This window comes from Streptomyces melanogenes (assembly GCF_014649795.1).
Classification (GTDB): Bacteria; Actinomycetota; Actinomycetes; order Streptomycetales; family Streptomycetaceae; genus Streptomyces; species Streptomyces noboritoensis.
Genome location: NZ_BMTS01000017.1, coordinates 1 through 20,689, shown reverse-complemented (window position 1 = coordinate 20,689; position 20,689 = coordinate 1). Strand labels below are relative to the sequence as shown.

General features: G+C 70.3%; 22 protein-coding genes. 4 read left to right on the top strand and 18 right to left on the bottom strand.

Annotated features, from left to right (window positions below; genetic code table 11):
- Nucleotides 1-197: 197 nt before the first annotated feature.
- From IE252_RS30645 to IE252_RS30605, 9 genes are all read right to left on the bottom strand, one after another.
- Nucleotides 198-671, bottom strand: coding sequence for an SRPBCC family protein (locus IE252_RS30645; RefSeq protein ID WP_229848882.1), 474 nt, complete (start codon nt 669-671; stop codon nt 198-200).
- 42 nt (nt 672-713) lie between these two features.
- Nucleotides 714-1,085 carry an ArsR/SmtB family transcription factor gene (locus IE252_RS30640; RefSeq protein ID WP_190092680.1) on the bottom strand — a complete coding sequence of 124 codons (372 nt, stop codon included), beginning with the start codon at nt 1,083-1,085 and terminating at the stop codon, nt 714-716.
- Complete coding sequence (locus IE252_RS30635; RefSeq protein ID WP_190092679.1) at nt 1,082-1,528, bottom strand: SRPBCC domain-containing protein; 447 nt, start codon at nt 1,526-1,528, stop codon at nt 1,082-1,084. The genes IE252_RS30640 and IE252_RS30635 overlap by 4 nt, the downstream gene beginning before the upstream one ends.
- 580 nt (nt 1,529-2,108) lie before the next feature.
- On the bottom strand, nt 2,109-2,459 hold the full coding sequence (locus tag IE252_RS30630; RefSeq protein WP_190092678.1) for a hypothetical protein: 351 nt from the start codon (nt 2,457-2,459) through the stop codon (nt 2,109-2,111).
- Nucleotides 2,460-2,579: 120 nt separating this feature from the next.
- On the bottom strand, nt 2,580-2,948 hold the full coding sequence (locus tag IE252_RS30625) for a hypothetical protein (RefSeq protein WP_190092677.1): 369 nt from the start codon (nt 2,946-2,948) through the stop codon (nt 2,580-2,582).
- A gap of 312 nt (nt 2,949-3,260) precedes the next feature.
- On the bottom strand, nt 3,261-3,749 hold the full coding sequence (locus IE252_RS30620) for a hypothetical protein (RefSeq protein WP_190092676.1): 489 nt from the start codon (nt 3,747-3,749) through the stop codon (nt 3,261-3,263).
- Nucleotides 3,750-3,846: 97 nt separating this feature from the next.
- Nucleotides 3,847-5,676, bottom strand: a complete 1,830-nt coding sequence (locus tag IE252_RS30615; RefSeq protein WP_190092675.1) for an alpha/beta hydrolase — start codon at nt 5,674-5,676, stop codon at nt 3,847-3,849.
- A gap of 9 nt (nt 5,677-5,685) precedes the next feature.
- Entirely contained in the window at nt 5,686-6,144 is a 459-nt protein-coding gene (locus IE252_RS30610) for a hypothetical protein (protein WP_190092674.1), read from the bottom strand.
- 595 nt (nt 6,145-6,739) lie between these two features.
- The gene (locus IE252_RS30605) at nt 6,740-7,699 is read right to left on the bottom strand and encodes a GlxA family transcriptional regulator (protein ID WP_190092673.1); all 960 of its coding nucleotides are present in this window, start codon (nt 7,697-7,699) and stop codon (nt 6,740-6,742) included.
- A gap of 126 nt (nt 7,700-7,825) precedes the next feature.
- Between IE252_RS30605 and IE252_RS30600 the strand changes: the two genes are divergently transcribed.
- Complete coding sequence (locus tag IE252_RS30600) at nt 7,826-8,743, top strand: NAD-dependent epimerase/dehydratase family protein (RefSeq protein ID WP_229848881.1); 918 nt, start codon at nt 7,826-7,828, stop codon at nt 8,741-8,743.
- A 141-nt stretch (nt 8,744-8,884) separates the two neighbouring features.
- Here the strand turns inward: IE252_RS30600 and IE252_RS30595 are convergent, their stop codons facing one another.
- From IE252_RS30595 to IE252_RS30585, 3 genes are all read right to left on the bottom strand, one after another.
- Nucleotides 8,885-9,367, bottom strand: coding sequence for an NUDIX hydrolase (locus tag IE252_RS30595; protein WP_190092672.1), 483 nt, complete (start codon nt 9,365-9,367; stop codon nt 8,885-8,887).
- 100 nt (nt 9,368-9,467) lie between these two features.
- Nucleotides 9,468-10,286, bottom strand: coding sequence for a DNA glycosylase AlkZ-like family protein (locus tag IE252_RS30590; RefSeq protein WP_229848899.1), 819 nt, complete (start codon nt 10,284-10,286; stop codon nt 9,468-9,470).
- A 183-nt stretch (nt 10,287-10,469) separates the two neighbouring features.
- Nucleotides 10,470-10,709 carry a hypothetical protein gene (locus tag IE252_RS30585; protein ID WP_190092671.1) on the bottom strand — a complete coding sequence of 80 codons (240 nt, stop codon included), beginning with the start codon at nt 10,707-10,709 and terminating at the stop codon, nt 10,470-10,472.
- A 296-nt stretch (nt 10,710-11,005) separates the two neighbouring features.
- Here IE252_RS30585 and IE252_RS30580 point away from each other — a divergent pair, with 296 nt between their 5' ends.
- Entirely contained in the window at nt 11,006-11,596 is a 591-nt protein-coding gene (locus IE252_RS30580; protein ID WP_190092670.1) for a GNAT family N-acetyltransferase, read from the top strand.
- Between the two features lie 194 nt (nt 11,597-11,790).
- The gene (locus IE252_RS30575; RefSeq protein WP_190092669.1) at nt 11,791-12,576 is read left to right on the top strand and encodes a bestrophin-like domain; all 786 of its coding nucleotides are present in this window, start codon (nt 11,791-11,793) and stop codon (nt 12,574-12,576) included.
- Nucleotides 12,577-12,584: 8 nt separating this feature from the next.
- Here the strand turns inward: IE252_RS30575 and IE252_RS30570 are convergent, their stop codons facing one another.
- The 6 genes from IE252_RS30570 to IE252_RS30545 are packed head-to-tail and all read right to left on the bottom strand — an operon-like array spanning nt 12,585 to nt 18,331.
- The gene (locus IE252_RS30570; RefSeq protein ID WP_190092668.1) at nt 12,585-13,592 is read right to left on the bottom strand and encodes a pyridoxal-phosphate dependent enzyme; all 1,008 of its coding nucleotides are present in this window, start codon (nt 13,590-13,592) and stop codon (nt 12,585-12,587) included.
- Complete coding sequence (locus tag IE252_RS30565; RefSeq protein ID WP_229848880.1) at nt 13,513-14,556, bottom strand: GHMP family kinase ATP-binding protein; 1,044 nt, start codon at nt 14,554-14,556, stop codon at nt 13,513-13,515. Before IE252_RS30565 ends, IE252_RS30570 begins: the two co-directional genes overlap by 80 nt.
- On the bottom strand, nt 14,553-15,401 hold the full coding sequence (locus IE252_RS30560) for a Rossmann-like domain-containing protein (protein WP_190092667.1): 849 nt from the start codon (nt 15,399-15,401) through the stop codon (nt 14,553-14,555). Before IE252_RS30560 ends, IE252_RS30565 begins: the two co-directional genes overlap by 4 nt.
- Nucleotides 15,402-15,412: 11 nt before the next feature.
- Nucleotides 15,413-16,207 carry an ABC transporter ATP-binding protein gene (locus IE252_RS30555; protein ID WP_190092666.1) on the bottom strand — a complete coding sequence of 265 codons (795 nt, stop codon included), beginning with the start codon at nt 16,205-16,207 and terminating at the stop codon, nt 15,413-15,415.
- A complete protein-coding gene (locus tag IE252_RS30550) occupies nt 16,204-17,322 on the bottom strand; it encodes a FecCD family ABC transporter permease (protein WP_229848879.1) in 1,119 nt (372 codons plus the stop codon). The genes IE252_RS30555 and IE252_RS30550 overlap by 4 nt, the downstream gene beginning before the upstream one ends.
- Nucleotides 17,312-18,331, bottom strand: a complete 1,020-nt coding sequence (locus tag IE252_RS30545; protein WP_190092665.1) for an ABC transporter substrate-binding protein — start codon at nt 18,329-18,331, stop codon at nt 17,312-17,314. Before IE252_RS30545 ends, IE252_RS30550 begins: the two co-directional genes overlap by 11 nt.
- Nucleotides 18,332-18,505: 174 nt before the next feature.
- On the opposite strand from IE252_RS30545, the gene IE252_RS30540 reads away from it, so the two are divergent.
- Entirely contained in the window at nt 18,506-19,768 is a 1,263-nt protein-coding gene (locus IE252_RS30540; RefSeq protein WP_190092664.1) for an MFS transporter, read from the top strand.
- Nucleotides 19,769-20,689 lie beyond the last annotated feature (921 nt).

Sequence of the window (20,689 nt, the reverse complement as noted above, 5' to 3'; positions counted from 1 at the left end):
CCCCCCCCCCCCCCCCGGGGAAGGTCTGCCGCTCGCACACCCGCGCCGAGCGCGTACGGCATCGCGTCGTAGAACCCGAAGTATCTCAATCGCGTGCCCCCTCGTCGTCCTTCATCGTAGATCCACCGGCGCGTGCCAACGGGGGACACTGAGGCAGCGGCCACCCCTCCAGATCGGGAGCGGGCGGGGGAGGGCGGTCAGGCGGGGTGGTGGTCGGGGACGGCGTTGAGTTCGATGCCGTGTTCGAGCAGGGCTTTCATCGCGCAGAGCGCGGTGGTGAAGCCGCCGACGGTGTCGTTCACCCAGCGGACGGTGTCGTCCCCCGAGCCCTGGAAGCCGGTCTCGGTGGCCTCGACGAAGGTGGCCTGTGCTGTGCGCGGGGTGAACTTGAGCTCGACCGTGGTCGGCTGCTCGTAGTTGCCCCACTCGAACCGGATCAGACGTCCTTCCTGTACCTCCTGGACGCGGACGTCGGCCGATGCCCCGTAGGTTTCCCATTCCCAGCGCACCTGGGCTCCCGTCACCATGGGTCCGCTGCTCTTGCTGTACCAGAACCGGGATGTGACGGCCGGATCGGCGAAGGCCTGGAACGCCTCTGTCGCGGGCCTGCGCACCAGCATGCAGGCGTACGCGGCAGGGGCGTGGGTGAGGTGTCGGTTCTCCATAGACATGATCATGCTCCTCTGCGGGGTCACGCCGGTGGACGTGACCTGTTACGGCTTGTCCGGTCGGGCCTGCGCGTCCCGCTCCGCGGCCTCGGCGACGCGCTTGATGTGTGCCAGCCGCCGGTCCCAGTCGGCGGCGAGCGATGCCATCCACCGCGCCGTCGCATCGAGCGCCGCGGGCCGCACCGTATAGCGCACCTCGCGCCCGATGCGGCCGCCGCTCACCAGCCCGGCGGCGTCCAGGACCGCGAGGTGTTTGACCACGGCCTGACGCGAGACGGGAAGGTGTTCGGCGAGCGTCGTCGCGGTGGCCTCGCCCTTGGCGGCGAGCAGTTCGAGCAGCCGTCGCCGCGTCGGGTCGGCCAGAGCCGCGAGGACGGTGTCGACCGACTCGACGGCGCCGCGGGGTTCGTCGCTCACGCGGAAGGCTGTTCGGCGCGCGTCTTGAGCGCGTCGAGTTCCTGGGCCCAGCCGCCGGTGTTGTCCTTGACCGCCCTGCCCCGCAGGTCCTCGGACCCGGCCAGCGCCGCGAACCCGCTCTCGACCACGCGCAGCCGCGTCCCGCCGCCTTCCGGTGTCAGGGTGAACTCCACGAGGGTGCTGTTGTCCTCGCGCAGCTCTTCTCCCGGGAACGCGCTGGCCCAGCGGTAGGCCAGATAGGTAGGCGGCTCAACCTTCTCCACGCGCACCGGGAAGTCTCCGTACTCCGGGTTCTTCGCCACCATGGTCTCGCCTTCCCTGGCCGCCGTGCCGGGCAGGCTCGCCTTGTCGGCCACCCAGAACCCGGGCTCGGCCACCAACGACCAGACCCGCTCCAGGGACGCCTCGATCAGGGTTTCGCGCTCGATCCGGTCCTCACTCATGAGGGGACTCCCTTCATCGCCACCATCGGATGCAACTCCAGAGTTGCACGTTGTGGTGCTGGGTGCAACCCGAGGGTTGCACTTCGATCGAGTCCTCTGCCCTCTCGCCTGCTCGCCCTGTCGTCCCCGGGCGCGGCCCGGTGCAACGGCGGAACGGACGGCCTTGGCCGGAAAGAGGCCGGGCCCTAGCCTGCTGCGGCGGACCGTCGGCGGGTGTCCTCTTCGCCGACCGGACGGACACGCCATGCGTGCGCACGATCAAGAACCGGGCCAGAAGGCCGCCACCTCCTGAACGACGCCGGCGAGGGTCCGGCCCCCGAGTGACGCGCTGTGGGGGGGGCTGGGGTGTAGGGCCCGGGCACCGGGACACGCCCCTGCCTGATGCCGTCGCACCAGGGAAGGACGGCGACGTCGGACGATGTTCGGCGGGACGCCGGAAGGGAGGGTGGGGAGCGCGCGGATCTCGCGCGTTCCCTCGTGACCAACGGCGTCTGGAGTGATCTGCAGTTTGTTCAACCGGTCCTGGCCGGTAAACCCGCTCTCCTCGGACCTGACGGCGCCGGTACAGCCAGGTAGGGCGTCAGCACGAGATGTAGTCGAGTACGGCCGAGGTGCGCCTGCCGGTGTGGTACCCACTGAAGTAGGTGACCTTTCCCTTTCCTCCGGCCCACGGCGACTCCCACCAGCCCCCGTCGTCGAAGAAGATCCGCACGTAGGGGCAGCGGCCGTCGGCTCGGGTGTCGTGCACCGTGCCCGTGATGTTGCCGTCGCAGACCCGCCCGTCGCCGTACCCTTCAGGGTATTTGTCGGTTGTGAAGACATCGCAGGTCTGCACTCCGGCTTCGGACGCCTGGGCCCAGGGGGCCGATGCCAGCCCGAGGGAGCAGACGGCGCCCAGCGCGATGATGGCCAGAGAACGCTTGCTTCTCATGTTCATTCCCTTCTCTTGCGGACAGGCGCGGGGGCAACGTGGGTCGCCCCCGCGCTCGGATGGCGTCAGTACCTTGAGGGCAGACGGCGGTTGAGGGTCAAGCGCCGTTGGGCCGCGCTCTCAGCAGGAGATGTACAGCAGGTCCGCGGAGAGGTAGTCACTCGGGTAGTACCCGCTGAAGTAAGTGATCTTCCCTTTCCCTCCGGCCCACGGTGAATCCCATGTGCCCCCGTCGGTGAAGTGGATGCGGACGTAGGGGCAGCGGCCGTCGGCTCGGGTGTCGTGCACCGTGCCCGTGATGTTGCCGTCGCAGACCCGCCCGTCGCCGTACCCCTCGGGGTGCCTCGACGGACCGCCTGTGTCGATGTTCCTGCAGGTCAGAGCGTTGGTTGTGGCAGCCTGCGCCGTGGGGGCCGAGATCAGGCCAAGGACGCCGAAGGCCATCACCGCGGTTGCGGCACACGTCTGGTACTTGGTCCTCTTCTTCATGGATCTCCTTGTCGTGAGCGGTGCTGTGGTGGACCTGCTGGATGACACGCAGCGGCTGCGTTGCGGCAGGAGCGGCGACGGGTGGAGGTACCCGGAGCAAGCTGCGCGCGTCGGTGACTGTCCTGGCCGCACTGGCGCGCCTCTGCGCGTATTCGGGGCCGGCTCAGGTGACGTGCTTGGTGAGCCGGTTGGCGTTGGTTGCTGAGCCGAGCGGTCTGCCGCTCCGGGGGGTTGGCGGCGCCCTGGGGCCCAGACCGCGGTGGGTTTCCTTTGGCGGTGGTGAGGTCGCGCGGCTTGCTGGCGGCCCTTGAGCTAAGAGTGATCGACGGTCTGTCCCTCGGGCACGCGGTAGCAGCCGGACCTGACCTCGATGCCGATGCTCGGGGTGTCGCGCTTGCCGTACATGACGCTCCAGACGCTCACCATCCTGCTGTTGTTGTCTGCTATGAGGTTGGGGTTCTTGTTGGGGCTGTTGTCGTGGTAGGTGTCCTTGAGCGTCCAGCCGTCCGTGCTGAGTTTGGCCTTGAGGTTGGCCATAGCGGTGTTGATGTCGGCGGAGGACGTCGGCAGGAAGTTCCATGGGTGGTAGACCTGGAAGTAGGTGTTGGGGTCCTTTCCTTGGCACTCCCGGATGCCGGGCCCGGGTGCGGACGCTGTCCCGGGTACCCCAAGGAAGTCGTAGAGCTGGCTGGAGACCTCCTTCACGGCGGCGACTGCCTCTTCGGTTCCGGCGGTGCCTGCGGAGGGGATGTGCGGGGCCGTCATGCGGGAGGAGGATTTGCTGGCGTCGTTGTCAGTCATGCCACATCCGGTGAGGAGAAGTGGTAGGTGTGAGGCCCATGCGGCGCGACTCGGCTGATACCAACGCTCGTGCGAGCCGGAGGCCTGGTGGGCCGCGCTAGTGGGGAGCGGTGACGTCTGCGTATTTGCCGACCACGACCAGCGCCTGGTTCTTGAGCGCCGTGGTACCCGGGCTCCAGTACTCGCTATGGCCTTCTGATCCTTTGAGATGACCCGGCCCGTTGCCCTCTGCGTGGGTGTTCATCTGATGTGCCCCGAAGGCGTCATCGCTGGGAATGACGAAGACTCCGCCGCCGATCTTCCACTGGATGCCGCCGTGGCCGAAGCGGCCCCAGTCGGGCACTTTGTCACCGTCGGCTTCCTCGTTCCATACGTGCCCCTTGGGAACGTCCATCTGCTCGGCCGAGCCGACCTTGACTCCTGGGCTTCCGGCGAAGATCACGTCGTCGGCGTTGAGTTCACCCTTCTGAGCTGCCGCCCCGATCAGGGTGGTGCCGTAGGAGTGGCCGATGGCCGTCCGGTGGGGTTCCCCGGGGCCGTTGTGGGAGGCGTCCAGGCCATCCAGGAAATGGCGGTAGGCCGGGGCGCCGGCGTAGGCGAAGTCCCCCGAGGGAGCGTCCTTCACGATGCTCTGGGGAGCGTCGTAGCCCAGCCAGGTGATCGTCGACACCGAAGCGCCCGGGGACACCTGATTGGTCTGGCGCCAGAGTTCGGTCATCCGGTCGATCCCGCCACCGATGCCTTCCAGCTTGGCTCCCGTGCCCGGTACGTACACCGCCTGGTGCTCCGCGGTGTCCGGGTTTCCGGTGGCGACGATGGCGCGGCCGCGCCCCTCGGGGCTGAAGCCGAGCAGGTATGCCTCGGGCAGCCCCTCGGTGCCGGACAGGTCGAAACGCTTCTGGATGGCCTCCATGCCGTTGAGGGAGGCGGTGAGGTGGCGGTATTGATCGCCGTACTTCCGGTTCCAGTTCGACCATTCGTCAGTAGTGATCTCGACAGGCCCGGTCGTGGTGATCAACATGGTTGTCTTGTTGGCGGGCTCCTTGGGTATCGGGTCCAGTTTGATCCGGTACTCGGCCTGTTTCTCGTCCAGCACGACGCGGTTGGCCTCGTCCCTGACCTCGGCGGGCAGACCGTCGAGCTTGCCCACGAGTTCGGGGTGGAGGGAGAGGTATGCCTCCTGTTCCTGCGGGGTGAGTCCCTTCCACCAACTGGCGTTCTGCGCCGGAGTGGCGTTTTTCGGTGGCCCGCTGATGGAGTCCAGATAGCTCTGGCCGGCCTGCTCTACGCCGGTCATGTCCGACTGGGCGTCAGCGAGGTCGTAGACCGAGACGGTGAGGTCGTCGTCGGCCGTCAGCGCCCGTATCTTGGGCTCCCACTTGGCATCCGCGTCCGTCGCCTCTTTGAGGGCGGCAGCGACGCGGTCCGCGAGGGCGATCGCCTCGGCCCGGTGGGGGTTGGGGTCGGGGGCCAGGTGAGCAAGGGCGGACTGGGCACCAGGGCCTTGGGGCGAGGCGCCGACGGCGACCGTGCCACCGGGAGGCGGTAGCTCGACACCGTTGCGTGCCAGTCCGGCCGGGTAGGTGATGCTGCCGTCGGCGCCGACGGTGAACTTGAACACCTCCGCGTCACCGAGTGCGGACAGGAGCTTGCCGCGTGCCGCGTTCATGTCGTGGACGAACCCGTTGAGTGCGGTGCTCACCAGCCCGCACTCGATCTGTGTGTAGTGGAAGTTGGCCGACAGCTGCTTCAGCTCCGCCAGTGCGGCGTCCCGGGCTGCCCCGCTGAGTGATTTGCGCATGCCGGCCGCGACGATATTGTCGATGTGGTCCTTGGCCGCGGCGGCCATGTTGCTGGTCGCGCGGTAACCGTCGGCCGCCTGCGCGAATTCGGACGGGTTCAGTGCACGGAGGGTCGCAAGGTCCATGGCGGCCCGTCACCGCCCCGGGCTCTGGCCGCCGACAGCGTGCGTGTCGGCGTATCGACTGTCGATGGCGCCGAACGCGCCCCTGACCGCGTCGTCGGTCACCAGGAGGTCATGCCCGGCTTTCTCCAGCGCTTCCTTGATGCTGCCGCAGCGCGCATCGACGCTCCTGACATACCGGGACCACGAGGCGAACACGTCCTTTTGTGCCCCCGCGGTCAGGCAGCCCGCGGCGTCGGCTCCCTGCTGCCCGTCCGTCAGCTCGGTCAGGGCCTTGCCCAGCCCCTCCTTCAGGTGTCCGATGCCCTCGCCCGCCTTGTTCCACGCCTGCTGGGTGGACCGCAGGCCCCCGGTGACGGCGCTCGTCGCCGGAGGGGGGCCGTCATCGGGCCCGTAATGGTTGAGCCGCATCTGACTCGCGTGCCGTTGCGCGGTGCTCCGCTTCAGCTGTTCCCACTCGTCCCACACCACGTGTTCCTTTCCCCGCGCCCCGGCCTGCCAGGGGTGCGGTCTTCCTGTCCTGGGCCCTGAGAGGGCGAGGGCCATCGGGGATGGTGAGGAGGAGAGCAACGCCACCCACCGTGCTGCCCCGGGCATCCATACCTCGCGGCCGCACCAACCGTCGCAAGAAAGGTAATTGTCCGCGACTGCCCAAAAGCCGTGAAACAGGCCAGAGCGAGTAGGGAGCGGACAGAGGCTTTGTCCGCGGACAACGCGGCCACCGGCAGCTGACCAAGCGCTCAAAGTTGCCCCGTACGGGGTGCGGTTGTGTTGTCGGGGCAGTGCCGAGAATGGCTCGTGGTCACTGTTCGGCTTTGAGACGGCAGTCCCGCAGGATCAGCACCGACTGCTGGGAGTGGGCCGCCACCCTCGTTGTGTCGTGGTCCCGGTTGTGGTGATCACGGTGTGGCGGGCGGTACGGATAGTGACGGTCAGTGAGATCCCGGGCGGGTTGACCCCGGCAGGTACGGCGGTATCGACGGCGCCGTACGCCCTGGTAGACGACGAGCAGGCCGAACAGTTCCTGCAGGGCTATGAAACGCCAGGTTCGGGCCGAGTCGAGCGGTCACCGACCAGTCTTCACGCTCGGGCGGTGGAAGGCGCCCCGGTAGGCGGCTGGGGTCATGCCGAGTTGGCGGCTCAGGTGTTGGCGGAGCGACTCGCCGGAGCCGAGGCCGCTGCGGCCGGCCACCTGGTCGACGGTGAGATCGGTGGTCTCCAGCAGCTCGCGCGCCCGCAGCAGCCGCTGCTGGAGCAGCCATTGGAACGGGGTCACACCGGTCTCGGCTGTGAAATGGCGGGTCAGGGTCCGCACGCTGACCTTGGCTTGACCGGCCAGGTCGCGCAGGAGGATCGGCTGGTCCAGGTGCTGCAGCGCCCAGATGCGGGCCGCGTCCAATGAGGACTCGGTCTTGGCTGGGAGCGGGGTCTGTACGAACTGCGCCTGCCCGCCGTGGCGGACCGGGGTGACGACGGCGGCGCGGGCCGCCGCGTTGGCCACGGCCGCGCCGTAGTCGGAACTGATCAGGTGCAGGCACAGGTCGATCCCGGCGGCCGAGCCCGCACCGGTGATGATCGGTCCGTCCTCGGCGAACAGCCGGTCGGCGTCCACGTGCACCGAGGGGAAGGCGCGCTGCATTTCCTCGGCCAGGCCCCAGTGGGTGGTGGCGATACGGCCGTCGAGGAGTCCGGCTTGGGCGAGGACGAAGGCGCCGCTGCAGATCGAGGCAACGCGCTTGCCCGCGGCGGCCGCCTCCCGCAAGGCGTCCAGTACGGCCGGCTCGGCGTCGTGTCGGCTGGCGGTCGAGGGGACGATCACCGTGTCCGCCGCCGCGAGGGCCTGAAGGCCGTGCCGGACCACCACCTCGATGCCGCCGGAGGCGGCGATCACGCCGGGCGTGGCAGTGCACACCGTCACCTCATAGCCGGGGCGTCCGTCGAGTTCGGCGGCGCCGAGCAGCGCGGACGGCATGGACAGGTCGAAGGGTTTGACCGCGGGAACGGCCAGGACTGCGACACGATGCATGGCTAGATCCTTGGAGGTCATGGCTTTCAGGCCACTAACCTACCCCGCGTCCGCACGGCAGAGTTGGGCGTGCGGACGGGCCCTCCGTACACCACGTTTCCCCCTTCGGGGAGGCGTTCCATTTTGATGGTGAACGGAGACAAGACCATGGGTGGATCAGTCGTCATCGGGGCAGGTGCGACCGGGGTCGCGATTGCCAGGCAACTGGCCGAAAGCGGCCAGCGGGTCCGCCTCATCACCCGCAGCGGCAGTGGTCCCGACCACCCTGCCATCGAACGGGTCGCCCTGGACGCGGGCCACACTGACGAACTGGCCGAGGCGCTGGCTGGAGCGGCCACGGTCTTCAACGCGGCCATGACCGCCTACCACACCTGGCCGGAGACGATGCCGCCGTTGTTCGCCTCGATCCTCGCCGCGACCGAGCGGGCCGGGGCCGACTACGTGATGCTCGGCAATCACTACGGTTATCAGCAGACCACCGGTTCGGTCACCGAGCGCACCCCGATGGCCCCGCACACCCGGAAGGGCCGAGTGAGAGCCGACCTGTGGCAGCGGGCCAAGGACGCGCACGACGAAGGGCGGCTGCGGGCCACCGAAGTGCGGGCCGGCCAGTACCTGGGCTCAGGAGCGGTCTCACCTTTCACGCTGCTGGTAGCTCCCCGGGTCCGCGAGGGTGAACTGGCTCTCGTCCACGGCAACCCTGATGCGGCGCATTCGTTTTCCTACACCGAGGACGTCGCTGCGACGCTGGTGGCGGTCAGCGGCGACGAGCGGGCCTGGGGACGGGCCTGGCACGCCCCGGTCATCACCACGACCGTGCGTCATGCCGCAACCGACCTCGCCGAACTCCACGGAGCGCCCGAACCGCGGTTGGAGTCGCTCACCGAACGGGACTTGGCACTGCTGTCCTTCGCCGATCCGCTGTGGCGGGAGTTCGCCGAGATGAGCTACATGTCCGAGCGTCCGTTCATCGTGGACGACAGCGATATCCGCGACACCTTCGGACTCAAGCCTTCAACGCTCCGCGAAGCCCTGGCGGCCTGATGCGGCGGTGGGCGGGCCGGGGCTCCCGGCCCGCCCACACCGGGACATGAGGTGTGAGCGGGTGCTCGACAACCGCCGCACGGATCCGCAAGGCCGTCCGCTCGCGCGGGCACGTCCCGAACGAGCCTGAGACGAGCCGGTTCATCCCTGCGTGTGCGGGGTGGCGGTGGTGGGTTCCCATCCGAAGCGGGAGCGTACGCGTCCGTGGGCGATGTGCGTGAGGGCGGCGGCGTGGTACGGCACGGTCTCGGGCGGGATGTTGTCGAGCGGGTACCAGGCGATGCCGCCGCATTTGTCGGGCTCGGCGTTGTAGGGTTCGCCGTCCCAGGCCAGGGCGCGGTAGAAGACGCCGAGGCGGGGTTCCTCGCCCGGGGAGCGGTGGTCGATGAAGTGGGCGAGTTCGAGGTCGCGGGTGTGGACGGTGACGCCGATTTCTTCGAAGCCTTCGCGGGCGGTGCCGTCGTCGGTGGGTTCGCCTTCGTCGAGGTGGCCGCTGGGGACCTGCCATTGACCGGAGGCGTAGCCGCCTTTGCGGAGGCTGAGCAGGACGTGGCCGTCACGGATGAGGACGAGGTGGACGTCGCAGATGCGGCGGTGGCGCTGGACGGTGGCGGGTGTGGTCATGGCGGTGAGCGTTTCTGTCGGGGCGGGTGAGGGCCCCGATTATCGCTGCGCCCGGCGGAGCCTTGGGACGGTTTTCGCCATATGAGTGAACGTGCTGCGGTCAGTTCGGCTCAGTGCGCAAGAACGCCTCGGCCTCCTCCAGGCGTTGCCGGATCACGCGTGCCAGGCCGCGCGGTGGCCGGGCGAACAGATCCCAGCCGACGGTGCGGGTCTGCTTGTCCCACCACCACGTGCCGGTGATGCGGCCCGCGACGGTGATGGCGGCGCGGACCTCGCCGATCGGATTGAAGGCCCGCTCGGTGTGGGCGGCTTCGAGGTAGCGGGCGCGGGTGGTGAAGTAGCCCTTGAACGCTGGGTCTTCGAACGCCGTGAGCCGCACGTGATCCGCTGGGAGCGGCGTGGCTCCGCGGAGAGTGTCGAGCTCGCTGCTCAGCACCAGGAGGGTGGCGGGAAGGCCCTCGACGTGCACCGGGGTGATCTCGTCACGCAGCGCGGTGAGGGCGGGGGTGATCTCGGCGCGGGTGAGCCCGGACCACCACGTCAGGTCCCCTTCGGCTGCGGGTCCGTAGGCGCCCAGGTAGCGGCGGACCAGTGCCACGGCCGCGGTGACCGGGTCACTGCGGTGCAGGGTGAGCCCGGGATGGGCGTGTTCCAGGAGGGCGAAGGCCCGCTGTTCGCGGTGGAGTGTGGGGGCGGTGTTGCGGTAGGCGATGTGGCCGGATTCCCAGGCCCGCTTGATGCCCATACGCACCGCTTCGACGGTGGTTTCTGAGTACTGCTTGGCGAGGTGGTCTTGCAGGTCGCGGTAGCCGAGCGCGCCGCCCGCCAGAGCTTGGCGCGCCTGGTCGGCACCCCGGTCCAGGTCTGTTCGGCCGAGGCCGTGGCGCCGAGCGGTGGCGAGGGCGCCGCCGAGACGCAGGCGCAGGGTGGCGGTGTGGGCGTCGCTGGCCTGGTCGAGGGGCCACAGGCCAGTGCCGCCCGTTCGGCCGGGGCCACGATCGTCACGAGCGAAGCCACCTCGGGCGCTCCTCTTCTCCGTCCGGTGCGGTGAGCGGCGCGGGCACGCGCGACCGCGAGGAGCCCCTGAGCCTAGTGGGGAGGGTCAGACGGCCGGGGCTGGAGTCGGCACATGGTGCCGCTCCGGCCACAGTTCGTCCACCATCGCGGCCAGTTGTTCGTAGCCCTGCTGCACTTGGGCGAACTGGTCTTCGGTGCCCCACCAGTGCCGGTCGTTGTGGTGGATGTGGTACTGGCTCCAGTCGCCGTTCCAGCCGGGCTGGCCGCTGGTATGGTGCAGCGCGAACTCGTCCGGGTGCTCGTAGATGTATGTGCCGGGCAGCACTCCGCACCCGCACGCGCCACACCCCGGTTCACGCCCCCGTGTGTCCGTGGACAATGCCTGTTGTCCGCCTGACGTAGCCAGCCTGAGGCGGGTTGTTCCTTGCGGGGGCAGGCGGATGCGCGTGGCGAAGACCAGTTGGGCGCCACTGAACGCGGCATCCCGGTGTGCTTCGGGTATGCCCCCCGGCCCGTCCATCGGGCCGTCGTGCTGCTGAGCTGCGATTCACTTCCGGGGTGCTATCGTCCCGTCGGCCGAAGCACCGTTCCGGCATCACGAGGAGCACCGTGGGCAGCGACATGGCAGGCGATTCATCCACTGACCCGCTCGTCGTCCGGCTGCTGGACGCGGATACCTGGCCCGCGTTCGCCCGACTCGTCGAGGCGAACGGCGGCGTGTGGGGCGGCTGCTGGTGCATGGGTTTTCACGTCAAGGTCGGCAAAGGGCGCACCTCCCAGCAGAACCGTGCCGAGAAGGAGCAGCGGGTGCGTGAGGGCAGCACTCATGCCGCGCTCGTCTTCGGGGGTGACGAATGCCTGGGCTGGTGCCAGTTCGGCTCGTCGGCCGAGCTGCCGGAGATCAAGAGCAGACGAAGGTACGAGAAGGACCTCGTGGCCCTGCCGGACTGGCGCATCACGTGCTTCTTCACGGGAAAGGGTCTGCGCAAGCGCGGCGTCGCCCATGCCGCGCTGAGCGGGGCGCTGGCCGAGATCGCCCGTCAAGGAGGTGGAACGGTCGAGGGCTATCCCGAGGAGACCGACGGCCGTGCGGTGTCGGGCTCGTTCCTGCACACCGGCCCGATGGCCGTCTTCGAGAACCACGGCTTCACCCGGACGCGGCCGATCTCGCCCCACCGCTGGGTCGTCACCCTCGCCGTGGCATCGGGGTGAGGCCGCCGCACACCCCGGCTGCCGTCATGGAGTCGTGAACCCACAGGACTTCGGCCAGTCGTCTGCCTCTGCGCGCTCCCCAAGCACTCCGGTCCGCCGGGTGCTCTCCCGCTCCTGCCTGTGGCACCAGGGAATCGTTTTGCCATGTCGTTGGGGCCGGCTTTCAGCTGGCCAGTGGGTGAAAGCGAGTTGCCATGCCTGTGCTCGGGTTCGCGCTGCTGCTCGGTGTCGCTGTTGCGGCGACGGTCGCAGCAGGAGCGGTCTACGTTCTGGCCCGGATCATCCCTGCTGACTCCCGTAGACGGCACAACGACGTCCTGGGATTCGTGTACGCGGAGATCGGGGTCATCTACGCCGTCGTGCTGGCCATGGTCGTCGTGGGCGTGTGGGACACGCACTCCCGCGAGCACGCCAATACCTACACGGAGACCGACGCCCTTCTGCAGATCTCCTGGTACGCCCGGTCTTTGCCTCAGCCCGAACGCACCACCTTGACCCGTCTCACCGAGTCCTACACCTCCACCGTCATCTACAAGGAATGGCCCATGCTCGCCCAGGGCAAGGACAGTGCCGCCGCATGGGCGCTCTTCACCGACCTGCGTGAGTTCATCAATGTCCGCCAGCCCGAGACCGGCGCCGACCAGGCCCGCTACCAATCCGTACTGGATGCCGTCGGTCAACTCGGCAACGCGCGGCGCGAGCGCGTGAACGAGGCCGCCACGGCCGGGGTCCCGGCCCTGCTGTGGGCCGCCCTGCTGGTGGGCGCGCTGATGACCGTGGGATTCGTCTACCTCTTCGAGGTCGGCAGCCTTCGCGTCCACGCCGGCGCGGTCTGCGCTCTGGCCTTCACCGTCGGAGTGATGCTGCTGATCGTCTATCAGTTCAACCACCCCTTCGGGGGCACACTGAAAATCAAGCCCACCGCCTTCGAACTCGCCATACACCGCATGCAAGCTCTTGACGCACGGGACGCCGGATAGCGCATCCCTCAGGACACCACGGCCGTCGCCGGGGCCCGGTTCCAGCGCATTCGGGACCACGGCAGGGTCAAGTGGCTTTGGTCCGGTATCTCTCGCGGGGTGAGGTCCGTGATCGGTGTGGCCTCGTGGTGGCGGGCGTAGACGGTGTCGACGTAACGGTGGCCGGTGTCGGCGGCGATGAAGAGGACCGTTCGTTCGGGGGAGCGGTCGCGTTCGTGGCGGGCGGCGAGGTAGCCGGCGCCGGTCGACAGGCCCGCGAAGACCGCGTGCCGGCGCAGCAGGTCGACGCTGCCGGACAGGGCCGCGTCGAAGGAGATCCAGTGCAGGGTGTCGTACAGCTCGTGCGAGACGTTGGCGAAGGGGATGGAGCTGCCGATCCCGGCGATGATGATCTCGGGGTCGGAGACATGCTCCGCGCCGAAGGTGACGCTGCCGTACGGCTGGACGCCGACCAGTTCGACATCCGCCGCATCCGTACGCAGGTAGCGGGCCAGGGCTCCGGTCGAGGCCCCCGAGCCGACTCCGCCGACGACGGTCAGCCCGTCCGTGCCGCTCTCCTCGCGGATCCGGTCGGCGATCGCGCGGTAGCCGAGGTAGTGGATGTCGTCGTGGTACTGCCGCATCCAGTGGTACTCGGGGTGTTCGGCGAGGATCTCGTGGATCCGCTCGACGCGCCGCTTCTGGTCGAGCTTGAGGTCGCTGCACGGCTCCATCCGCTCCAGCGTCGCCCCGAGCACGGCGAGCTGGGTGCGCAGCGTGTGGTCCACCGTCGTCGAGCCGACGATGTGGCAGCGCATGCCGTGCCGGTGGCAGGCCAGGGCGAGGGCGTACGCGTAGATGCCGCTGGAGCTGTCCAGCAGGGTGTCCCCGCGGCGCACCGCCCCGGTGTCCAGCAGGTGGCGTACCGCGGCGAGGGCGGAGACCACCTTCATCGTCTCAAAGCGCAGGCAGACGAGCCGGTCGTCGAGGCGTATCAGGTCCGGGCGGCCGATCGACTCCGCGATGTGCTGGTCCATCCAGGATCTCCTTGGTGGTGGTGAACGTCGTGAAGGTCCGGGTGGCGGGGATGCCGTGGGCGTCCAGGGCGCGCAGGCAGCTGCGGACGCGGTGGCGCAGGCCCGGCGCGGCCGGGTCGAACAGCACGCCCGCCACCGCGCCGCTGTGCGCGATCTGGACACCCGCCGCCCCGACCCGGCGGGCGATCGCGGTCAGGGCGTCGAACTCCGGGTGGCCGAGGACTTGTTGGCCGCGCCGCGCGCTGGCGGTGGCGACCTGGCCGAGCAGCCGTACGTCGCCGGTCGCGACCGCCCGGCGCAGCCGCGTGCGCATCCGCTCCCAGGCCCGTAGGTCACTGTCGCCGGGCTCGCGTACGGGCAGGGACAGGGTGTCCACGGGCGCGCCTCCGCCGAGGGCGCAGCCCACCACGACCAGCGGCGGCAGGGCAGGGCCGAGGACCTCCAGGACCCGGCCCTCCCGCTGGGCGAACAGCACCGGGCGGCCGTCCAGCATCAGCGGATCGCAGGCCGACTCCGCGCGCACGGTCAGCCGGGCGACCGTGTCGGGGGCCGGCCGCAGCCCGTAGGAGTCCGCGACCGCGCGCACGGCGGCGATCACGTCGCTGGTGGAGCTGCCCATGCCCAGGCCCACCGGTATGTCACCGGTGAGCCGCAACTCCCCGCCGCAGAGCGGCCGTCCGGTCCGCTCCGCGCACTCCGCCACCGCGAGGGCCGCGGCCCTCGCGGCCTTCGTACGGTCGGCGGGTACGACGGTGAGCGCCTCGGGCGCCGTGCCGGGCCGGCGGACGAACTCGGCGCTGCTGCCCGGCCCGGCCATCGGCAGGGTGACCAGGCCCGCGCAGCGGCGCCCTTCGTCGTCGAGGAAGACGCCCTGGAGGATCTCGCCGTGGTGGCAGGGGGCGTACCCGGTGCCGGTGACCTCCCCACCGGCACCGGGCAACACCGTGCGGGCGGTGGGAATCACGCGCCGCCCACCGTCCGGTAGCGGTACAGGCCCGTCTCCTCGGCGCTGAACTGGGAGAAGGGGAACGGTTCCGCGGACAGGGCGGTGACGCCCGAGCCGAGGAAGGCGCGGGCGACGGCGCTGCCGGTCTGCGCGTAGACGATCAGCGGGATGCCCCGGGACCGGCAGCGCTCCAGGATGGTGTCGAACGAGCCGTTGCTGAGGGTCATTCCGGTGGCGACGACGGCCTCGGCGCGGTCCAGTACCTCGTGCATGTCGTCGGTGACGGGGTCGCCCCACTGGGTGGCCTTGAGGTTGAGGTCGCACGGCAGCGGGGCGCCGCCGCGTTCGCGTATCGCCGCGATCAACGGGTTGACGACGCCGATGAGGCCGACCTTCGCGCCCTCCTCGATGTCGAGCAGGCCGGCGATGGCCGCGTCGCGGGCCTTCGCACGGACCTCCGGGGTGCCGGCGGGCAGGGTGACGGGCTCCGCGTCGCCCGCCTCGGCGGCCACGCGGTGGGGACGCGTCTCGGAGAGATAGGCGTCGAGGGCCGCGATCCGCAGCGGACGCGGGGCCTCGCGCAGCAGGGCGTCGAGCGGGGCGCCGGAGGAGTCGCGGCAGATCGCGGGGTCGATCTCGCCGGCCTCGAAGGCACAGCCGCCGAAGGATCCGCCGAGGCGGACCAGGACGTACTGGTTGAGGTAGGTGGTGTCGCCGCCGGCCAGACGGGTGCCGTGGTGGATCCAGAACACGCTGGTCGCGACCAAGTCGGAGGGGAGCGGGCCGTGTTCGCCCGCGAGGACGGCCTCGACGAGCGCGTCGACGGTGGGCGCGGTGGAAGGGGCGGGGGACGTCCGGTTCATGGGGTTCCTTCTCACAGAGAGGGTTGGGGCGTTGTGGCCGCTTCCAGCGGTCCGCGGTACGTGACCACCGGACGCCCCAGGGCATCGGTGGTGAGTTCGGCGTCCACCTCGAAGACCTCGGCGAGCCGCTCGGCGGTCAGGACCGCGGCGGGGGTGCCGGAGGCGATCAGGCGGCCGTGGTGCAGGAGCAGCAGCCGGTCGCAGTACCGGGCGGCGAGCGACAGGTCGTGCAGCGCGACCAGGACGGTCTGTTCGGTACCGCTCAGCAACTGCATGAGTTCCAGCTGGTGTTTGACGTCGAGGTGGTTGGTGGGCTCGTCGAGCAGGAGCCCGTACGGCTGCTGGGCCAGCGCGCGGGCGATGTGGGCGCGCTGGCGCTCGCCTCCCGACAGGGCCTTCCAGGAGCGGTCGGCGAGCGCGGTGAGTCCGACGCGCTCCAGTGCGGCGGCGACCACCGCCCGGTCGGTGGCGTCCGGTCCGCGCCAGCGGTCTCGGAACGGGGTCCGCCCCAGGCCCACGACGTCGGCGACCCGCAGATCGCTGTCCGCACCCGAGTCCTGTTCGACGAAGGCGACATGGCGCGCGATCCGGCGCGCACTCCAGTCCCGTACGGGCTCGTCGTCGTAGCGGACCGTGCCCGCGTCGGGGGCCCGCAGGCCGGCCAGGCAGCGCAGCAGCGAGGACTTGCCCGAGCCGTTGGGGCCGAGCAGCCCGACCGTCTCGCCGGGGGCGATGTCCGCGCTGACCTCGCGTACGACCGGGGTGCCCGCCACCGACCAGCTCAGCTTTTCGACGGTGATCCTCACAGTTCACCTCGCTTGCGCAGGACGAGGAGGAAGAGCGGCACGCCGAGCAGTGCGGTGATGACGCCCACGGGGACCTCGCGGGGTGCGAAGGCGATCCGCGCCAGCGCGTCCGTCCACACCAGGAACACCGCGCCCGCGAGCGCCGCGTACGGCAGCAGCACCCGGTGCAGCGGTCCGACGAGGAATCGCACGCCGTGGGGGACGATCAGCCCGACGAAACCGATGGCGCCGACGGTGGCCACCGCCACCGCGGTCAGCGTGGCCGTGACCACGAGCAGCAGCATCCGCGTGCGCCGCACGCCGATTCCGAGGGACGCGGCGGTGTCGGTGCCGAACGCGAGCCCGTCGAGGGCGTTCGAGCAGAGCCACGCCGCCACCAGTCCCAGGGGAGTGACGATGGCGCAGACCGCGACGGTGTTCCAGCGGGCGGGCGCCATCGAGCCCAGCAGCCAGTGGGTGACGGCCCGCGTGGTGTCCGCGTCCGCCGAGGCCATCAGGACGAGCGAGGTCAGGGCGGTGAAGAGCTGGCCGACGACCACGCCGGTGAGGACGATGCGGACCGAGTCCAGGCCGGTGCGCCGCAGCAGCGCGAGCAGCAGTCCGAAGGAGAGCAGCGCGCCGGCGAGCGCGCCGCCGGTGACCCCGAGCGCGCTCGCGCCCACGCCGAGGACGATCACGGCGACGGCTCCCGTGGACGCGCCCGAGGAGACGCCGAGCAGATAGGGGTCGGCGAGCGCGTTGCGGGTGACCGCCTGGAGCACCGTGCCGCACACGGCGAGCGAGGCGCCGACGAGCGCGGCCATCAGTACGCGCGGCAGCCGAAGGTCCCAGACGAGGGAGTCCACCAGCGGGGGCAACGGCTCCACGTCCAGGCCGAGATGGGTGCCGAGGACGCGGACGAGGTCGGTCCAGCCCACGTCGGCGGTGCCGATGCGCACGGCCGCCGTGACCGAGCCCGCCAGGGCGAGCGCGGCGAGGAGGAAGAGGACCGTCCGGGTCGCGGTGGACCTGTCGGACCGGGGGGTGGTGACGGAGCCTTCCGCCACCACCCGCCCGCGGGCCGTCGGAAGCAGGAGATCCACCGACCCCGCCCGGGCCTCCGGGTCAGCGGACATACCCGAGGTCCTTCATCCCCTTGGCCAGCAGCCCCAGGGCGTGCACCGAGCGCACGGACGGGTCCAGCTCGATGCCCGGCACCTCGAGGATCTTGTGGTCACGGACCGCCGCGAGCTTGGAGACCACCGGGTGCCCGGTCATCGCGGCGCGCTTCTCGGCCGCGCTGTCGCCCGGCCGTCCGCGCTCGGACAGGTCGCCGATCACGATGAAGTCGGGGTCGCGCTTGGCGACTTCCTCCCAGGAGACCTCCGGCCAGTCCTCGTTCACGTCGTCGAAGGCGTTCTTCGCGCCGACGATCCGGCTCATCTCGCTGGGCAGGCCGCTCTTGCCCGCCACGTACGGCATGCCGTTGAAGACGGAGTAGAGGTAGACCACGGTGGGCCGGTCGCCTTGGGGAACCTTGGAGGCGTTCTCCCCGGCCTTGGTGACCGCCGCGCGCTGGTCGGCGGCGAGTTTACGGGCCCGCTCCTCGGTGCCGAAGACCTTGCCCAGGTTCTCGTAGTCGGAGAGGAGGAGCTCGAAGGGGGTCTTGCCGGCCGGGTTCTGCTGCGGGCAGTCGACGGCGCTGACGAAGGTGGGGACCTTGAGGGAGGCCAGCTCCTCGCGGGTGCCGGCGCGGTCCTTGGTGTAGAGGTCCGTGGAGCCGGCGACGACGAAGTCGGGGGTGGCGGCGCGCAGCTGCTCGCCGGTGGCGATCTTCGGGGCGATGACCGGGACCTTGGCGTACGCGGCCCCGTACTGCGCGGGGATCTTCGTCTTGAGGTTGGCCGTTCCCGCCATCCGGTCCTGGAGCCCGAGTTCGAGCAGGGTCTCGGTCGAGGTCTGGTCCAGGGCGACGGCCCGCTTCGGGGGCCCCGCGACGGACACCTGGCGGCCGCAGCTGGTGACGGAGGCCGCCGGGGCGCCGGGCTTGGCACCTGTCCTGGAGCCGTCGCTGGCTGCCGTGGAGCAGCCTGCGGTGGCGAGGGCGATGGTCAGGGCGATGCCGAGGCGGGCTGGGTGGCGCATGGGTTCTCCGGTCTGCGAGGGGAGGGAGGGGAGGCGGGAGGAAGGCGTGGGTGTTGTCGTGCACCGGGCAGGAGTGCCGCGTTCGAAGGGTACTGTAATGGTATTCATTTTCATTAACGAATCCGGGTGCGGTTCGCCGAGCCGCAACCCCCACCCCCGAGGAGCAACCACACCGTGCCGACCACACCCACGCCGACAGCGGCCAAGACCGATGCCCCGCCCCCGCGTTCGGTCCTCCGCGACACCGCGTTCCTGCGGCTGTGGGCGGGCACCACCGCCTCCGGCCTCGCGACCTGGGCCCTGCCCTTCGTCCTCGGACTCGCCGTCCTCCACCGCGACCTCGGCGCCGCCGGCCTCGGCCTGGTCCTCGCCGCGCGCACCGCCGGCTTCCTCGTCGCCGTCGCCGTCGGCGGCGTGCTGGCCGACCGGCACTCCCGCCGTGCGGTCGTCCTCTGGTCGGCCCTCGCGGCCGCGGCCGCCGCGCCCCTCCTCGCCGCCGGTCTCGGCCGCTCGCTCGTGCTGATGACGGTCGCCGCCGCCCTCGCGGGCGCCGGACAGGGCGCCTGCCGCCCGGCGTTCCAGGCGCTCACCGCCGAGACCGTCGCCCCCGAGCGCCGCCAGCAGGCCAACGCCGCCATGACCCTGGCGGTACGGAGCGCCACGCTCACCGGACCCGCCCTGACCGCGCTGCTCGCGGCCTTCCTCGACGTCTCGACGCTCCTGGTCGGCATCGGCCTGCTCTGGCTGGTCGCCGCGTTCGTCCCGGGCAAGGGGGGTGCCGCAGTGAACCTCGCAGCGGAGGCCGCCCCGCGCGCCGGCTTCCGCGCCGAGTTCCTCGAGGGGATACGTGAAGCACGCCGCCACCCCTGGTTCCTCGCCGGACTGGCCGCTCTCGTCGCCGTCATCGCCCTCGGCTACTCCGCCACCAGCGTCGCCCTGCCCCTGATCAGCCGGGACCGCTACGACACCCAATGGGTGCTGGCCGCGGCCATGACCGCGTACACCGTGGGCGCGCTCGGCGGGGCCCTGGTCATCGCCCGCTGGCGACCGCGCTCCCAGGGCTGGGCCGCCTTCGCCGGGCTGGCCGCGTACGGCTTCGCGCCGCTGAGCCTGATGCTGCCCGTGCACCCGGTCGTGGTCGTCGCCGCGTACGCCGTCGCCGGGATCGGCATCGAACTGTTCAACGTGCCCTGGTTCACGGCCACCCAGCGCGAGGTCGCCCCGGAAAAACTGGCTCGCGTCTCCTCGCTGGACTTCCTCGTCTCCTACGGCCTGGCGCCCGTCGGCCTGGCCCTGATCGCCCCGGCCATCGACGCGTTCGGGGTCACATCCGTCCTGGCCGTGTGCGCCGCCGCCTGCTTCCTCGTACCGGCCGCGGCAGCCCTGGTACCCACCGCCCGCCACCTCGCACGCACAGCCCCGGCGACGACGGACTGACCGCAGCGCGGGTCACGCCTTACCCGGCGCCGCTGGGGGTTCCTGAGCAGCGGAAAGCCTCGGCCAGCACACAGGGGAATGCCGACCGGGGCTCTTGTCCCTCACCGCCTAGGACGGCACCCCATCGGGGCGGACCGGGGCAGAGAGCCTGAGCACGTCAACTCAGACGGGGCACGTCCTGCCCCTGCTCCGGCTTGTCCGGTTGGAGGACACCTGACCCACACCCCATCGAGGGACTGCCCAGACCGGCCGACGGGGTGCAGGGGTCTGCACGGGAGGCAACCGGTGCTTCACGCTCGGGCTGCACAGTCGGCACGGGTACCACTGGGCCGGACGGTCAGCGGGCATCCTGGCCGTCATCACAGTGCGGTGTCAGCCGGGGCGGGATGCCTCACGCGTACACAGGGTGCACACATACTTCCGGCGCAGCACGAGCCGCATGGCCGCCGCGTCCTTGTGGACCGGGCACAGCCACGACAGTTCGGAGCGCTCCGGCAAGTCACGCTTAATGAACGCGCCGACTCCCTCCCACGGCTTTTTACCCATCGTTCCCGTCCGGCTCCTCCGGCTCCTCCGGCTCAGTCTCGGGTTCGGCGGGCGTGATGATCTCTTGCTCGTACACGTCGTACCCGTTCACCTCGTCCTTGCCGCTCATGATTGGGCCCTCCTTCGGTTGTAGCGAGCGGGCGTGATTCGTGGAACCCCGCCCGGCCGTCTCCGCTTCACGGGGCGTGCGACCGGGCGGGGGACTTGCCCCGAACCCCGTTGGCCGGTTCGATCCTTAGCCGAGAATCTGAACGGCCAACGGGGCCGGGAGTGTTACTGAGTTTGTGGGCGTGATGTCGTGAGGGTGAGGCCGGTTCCGGCGAGGCATCCGTCGAGGAGGCCGGGGCGGTACTGGAGCTCGCGGAGTCTGCGGCG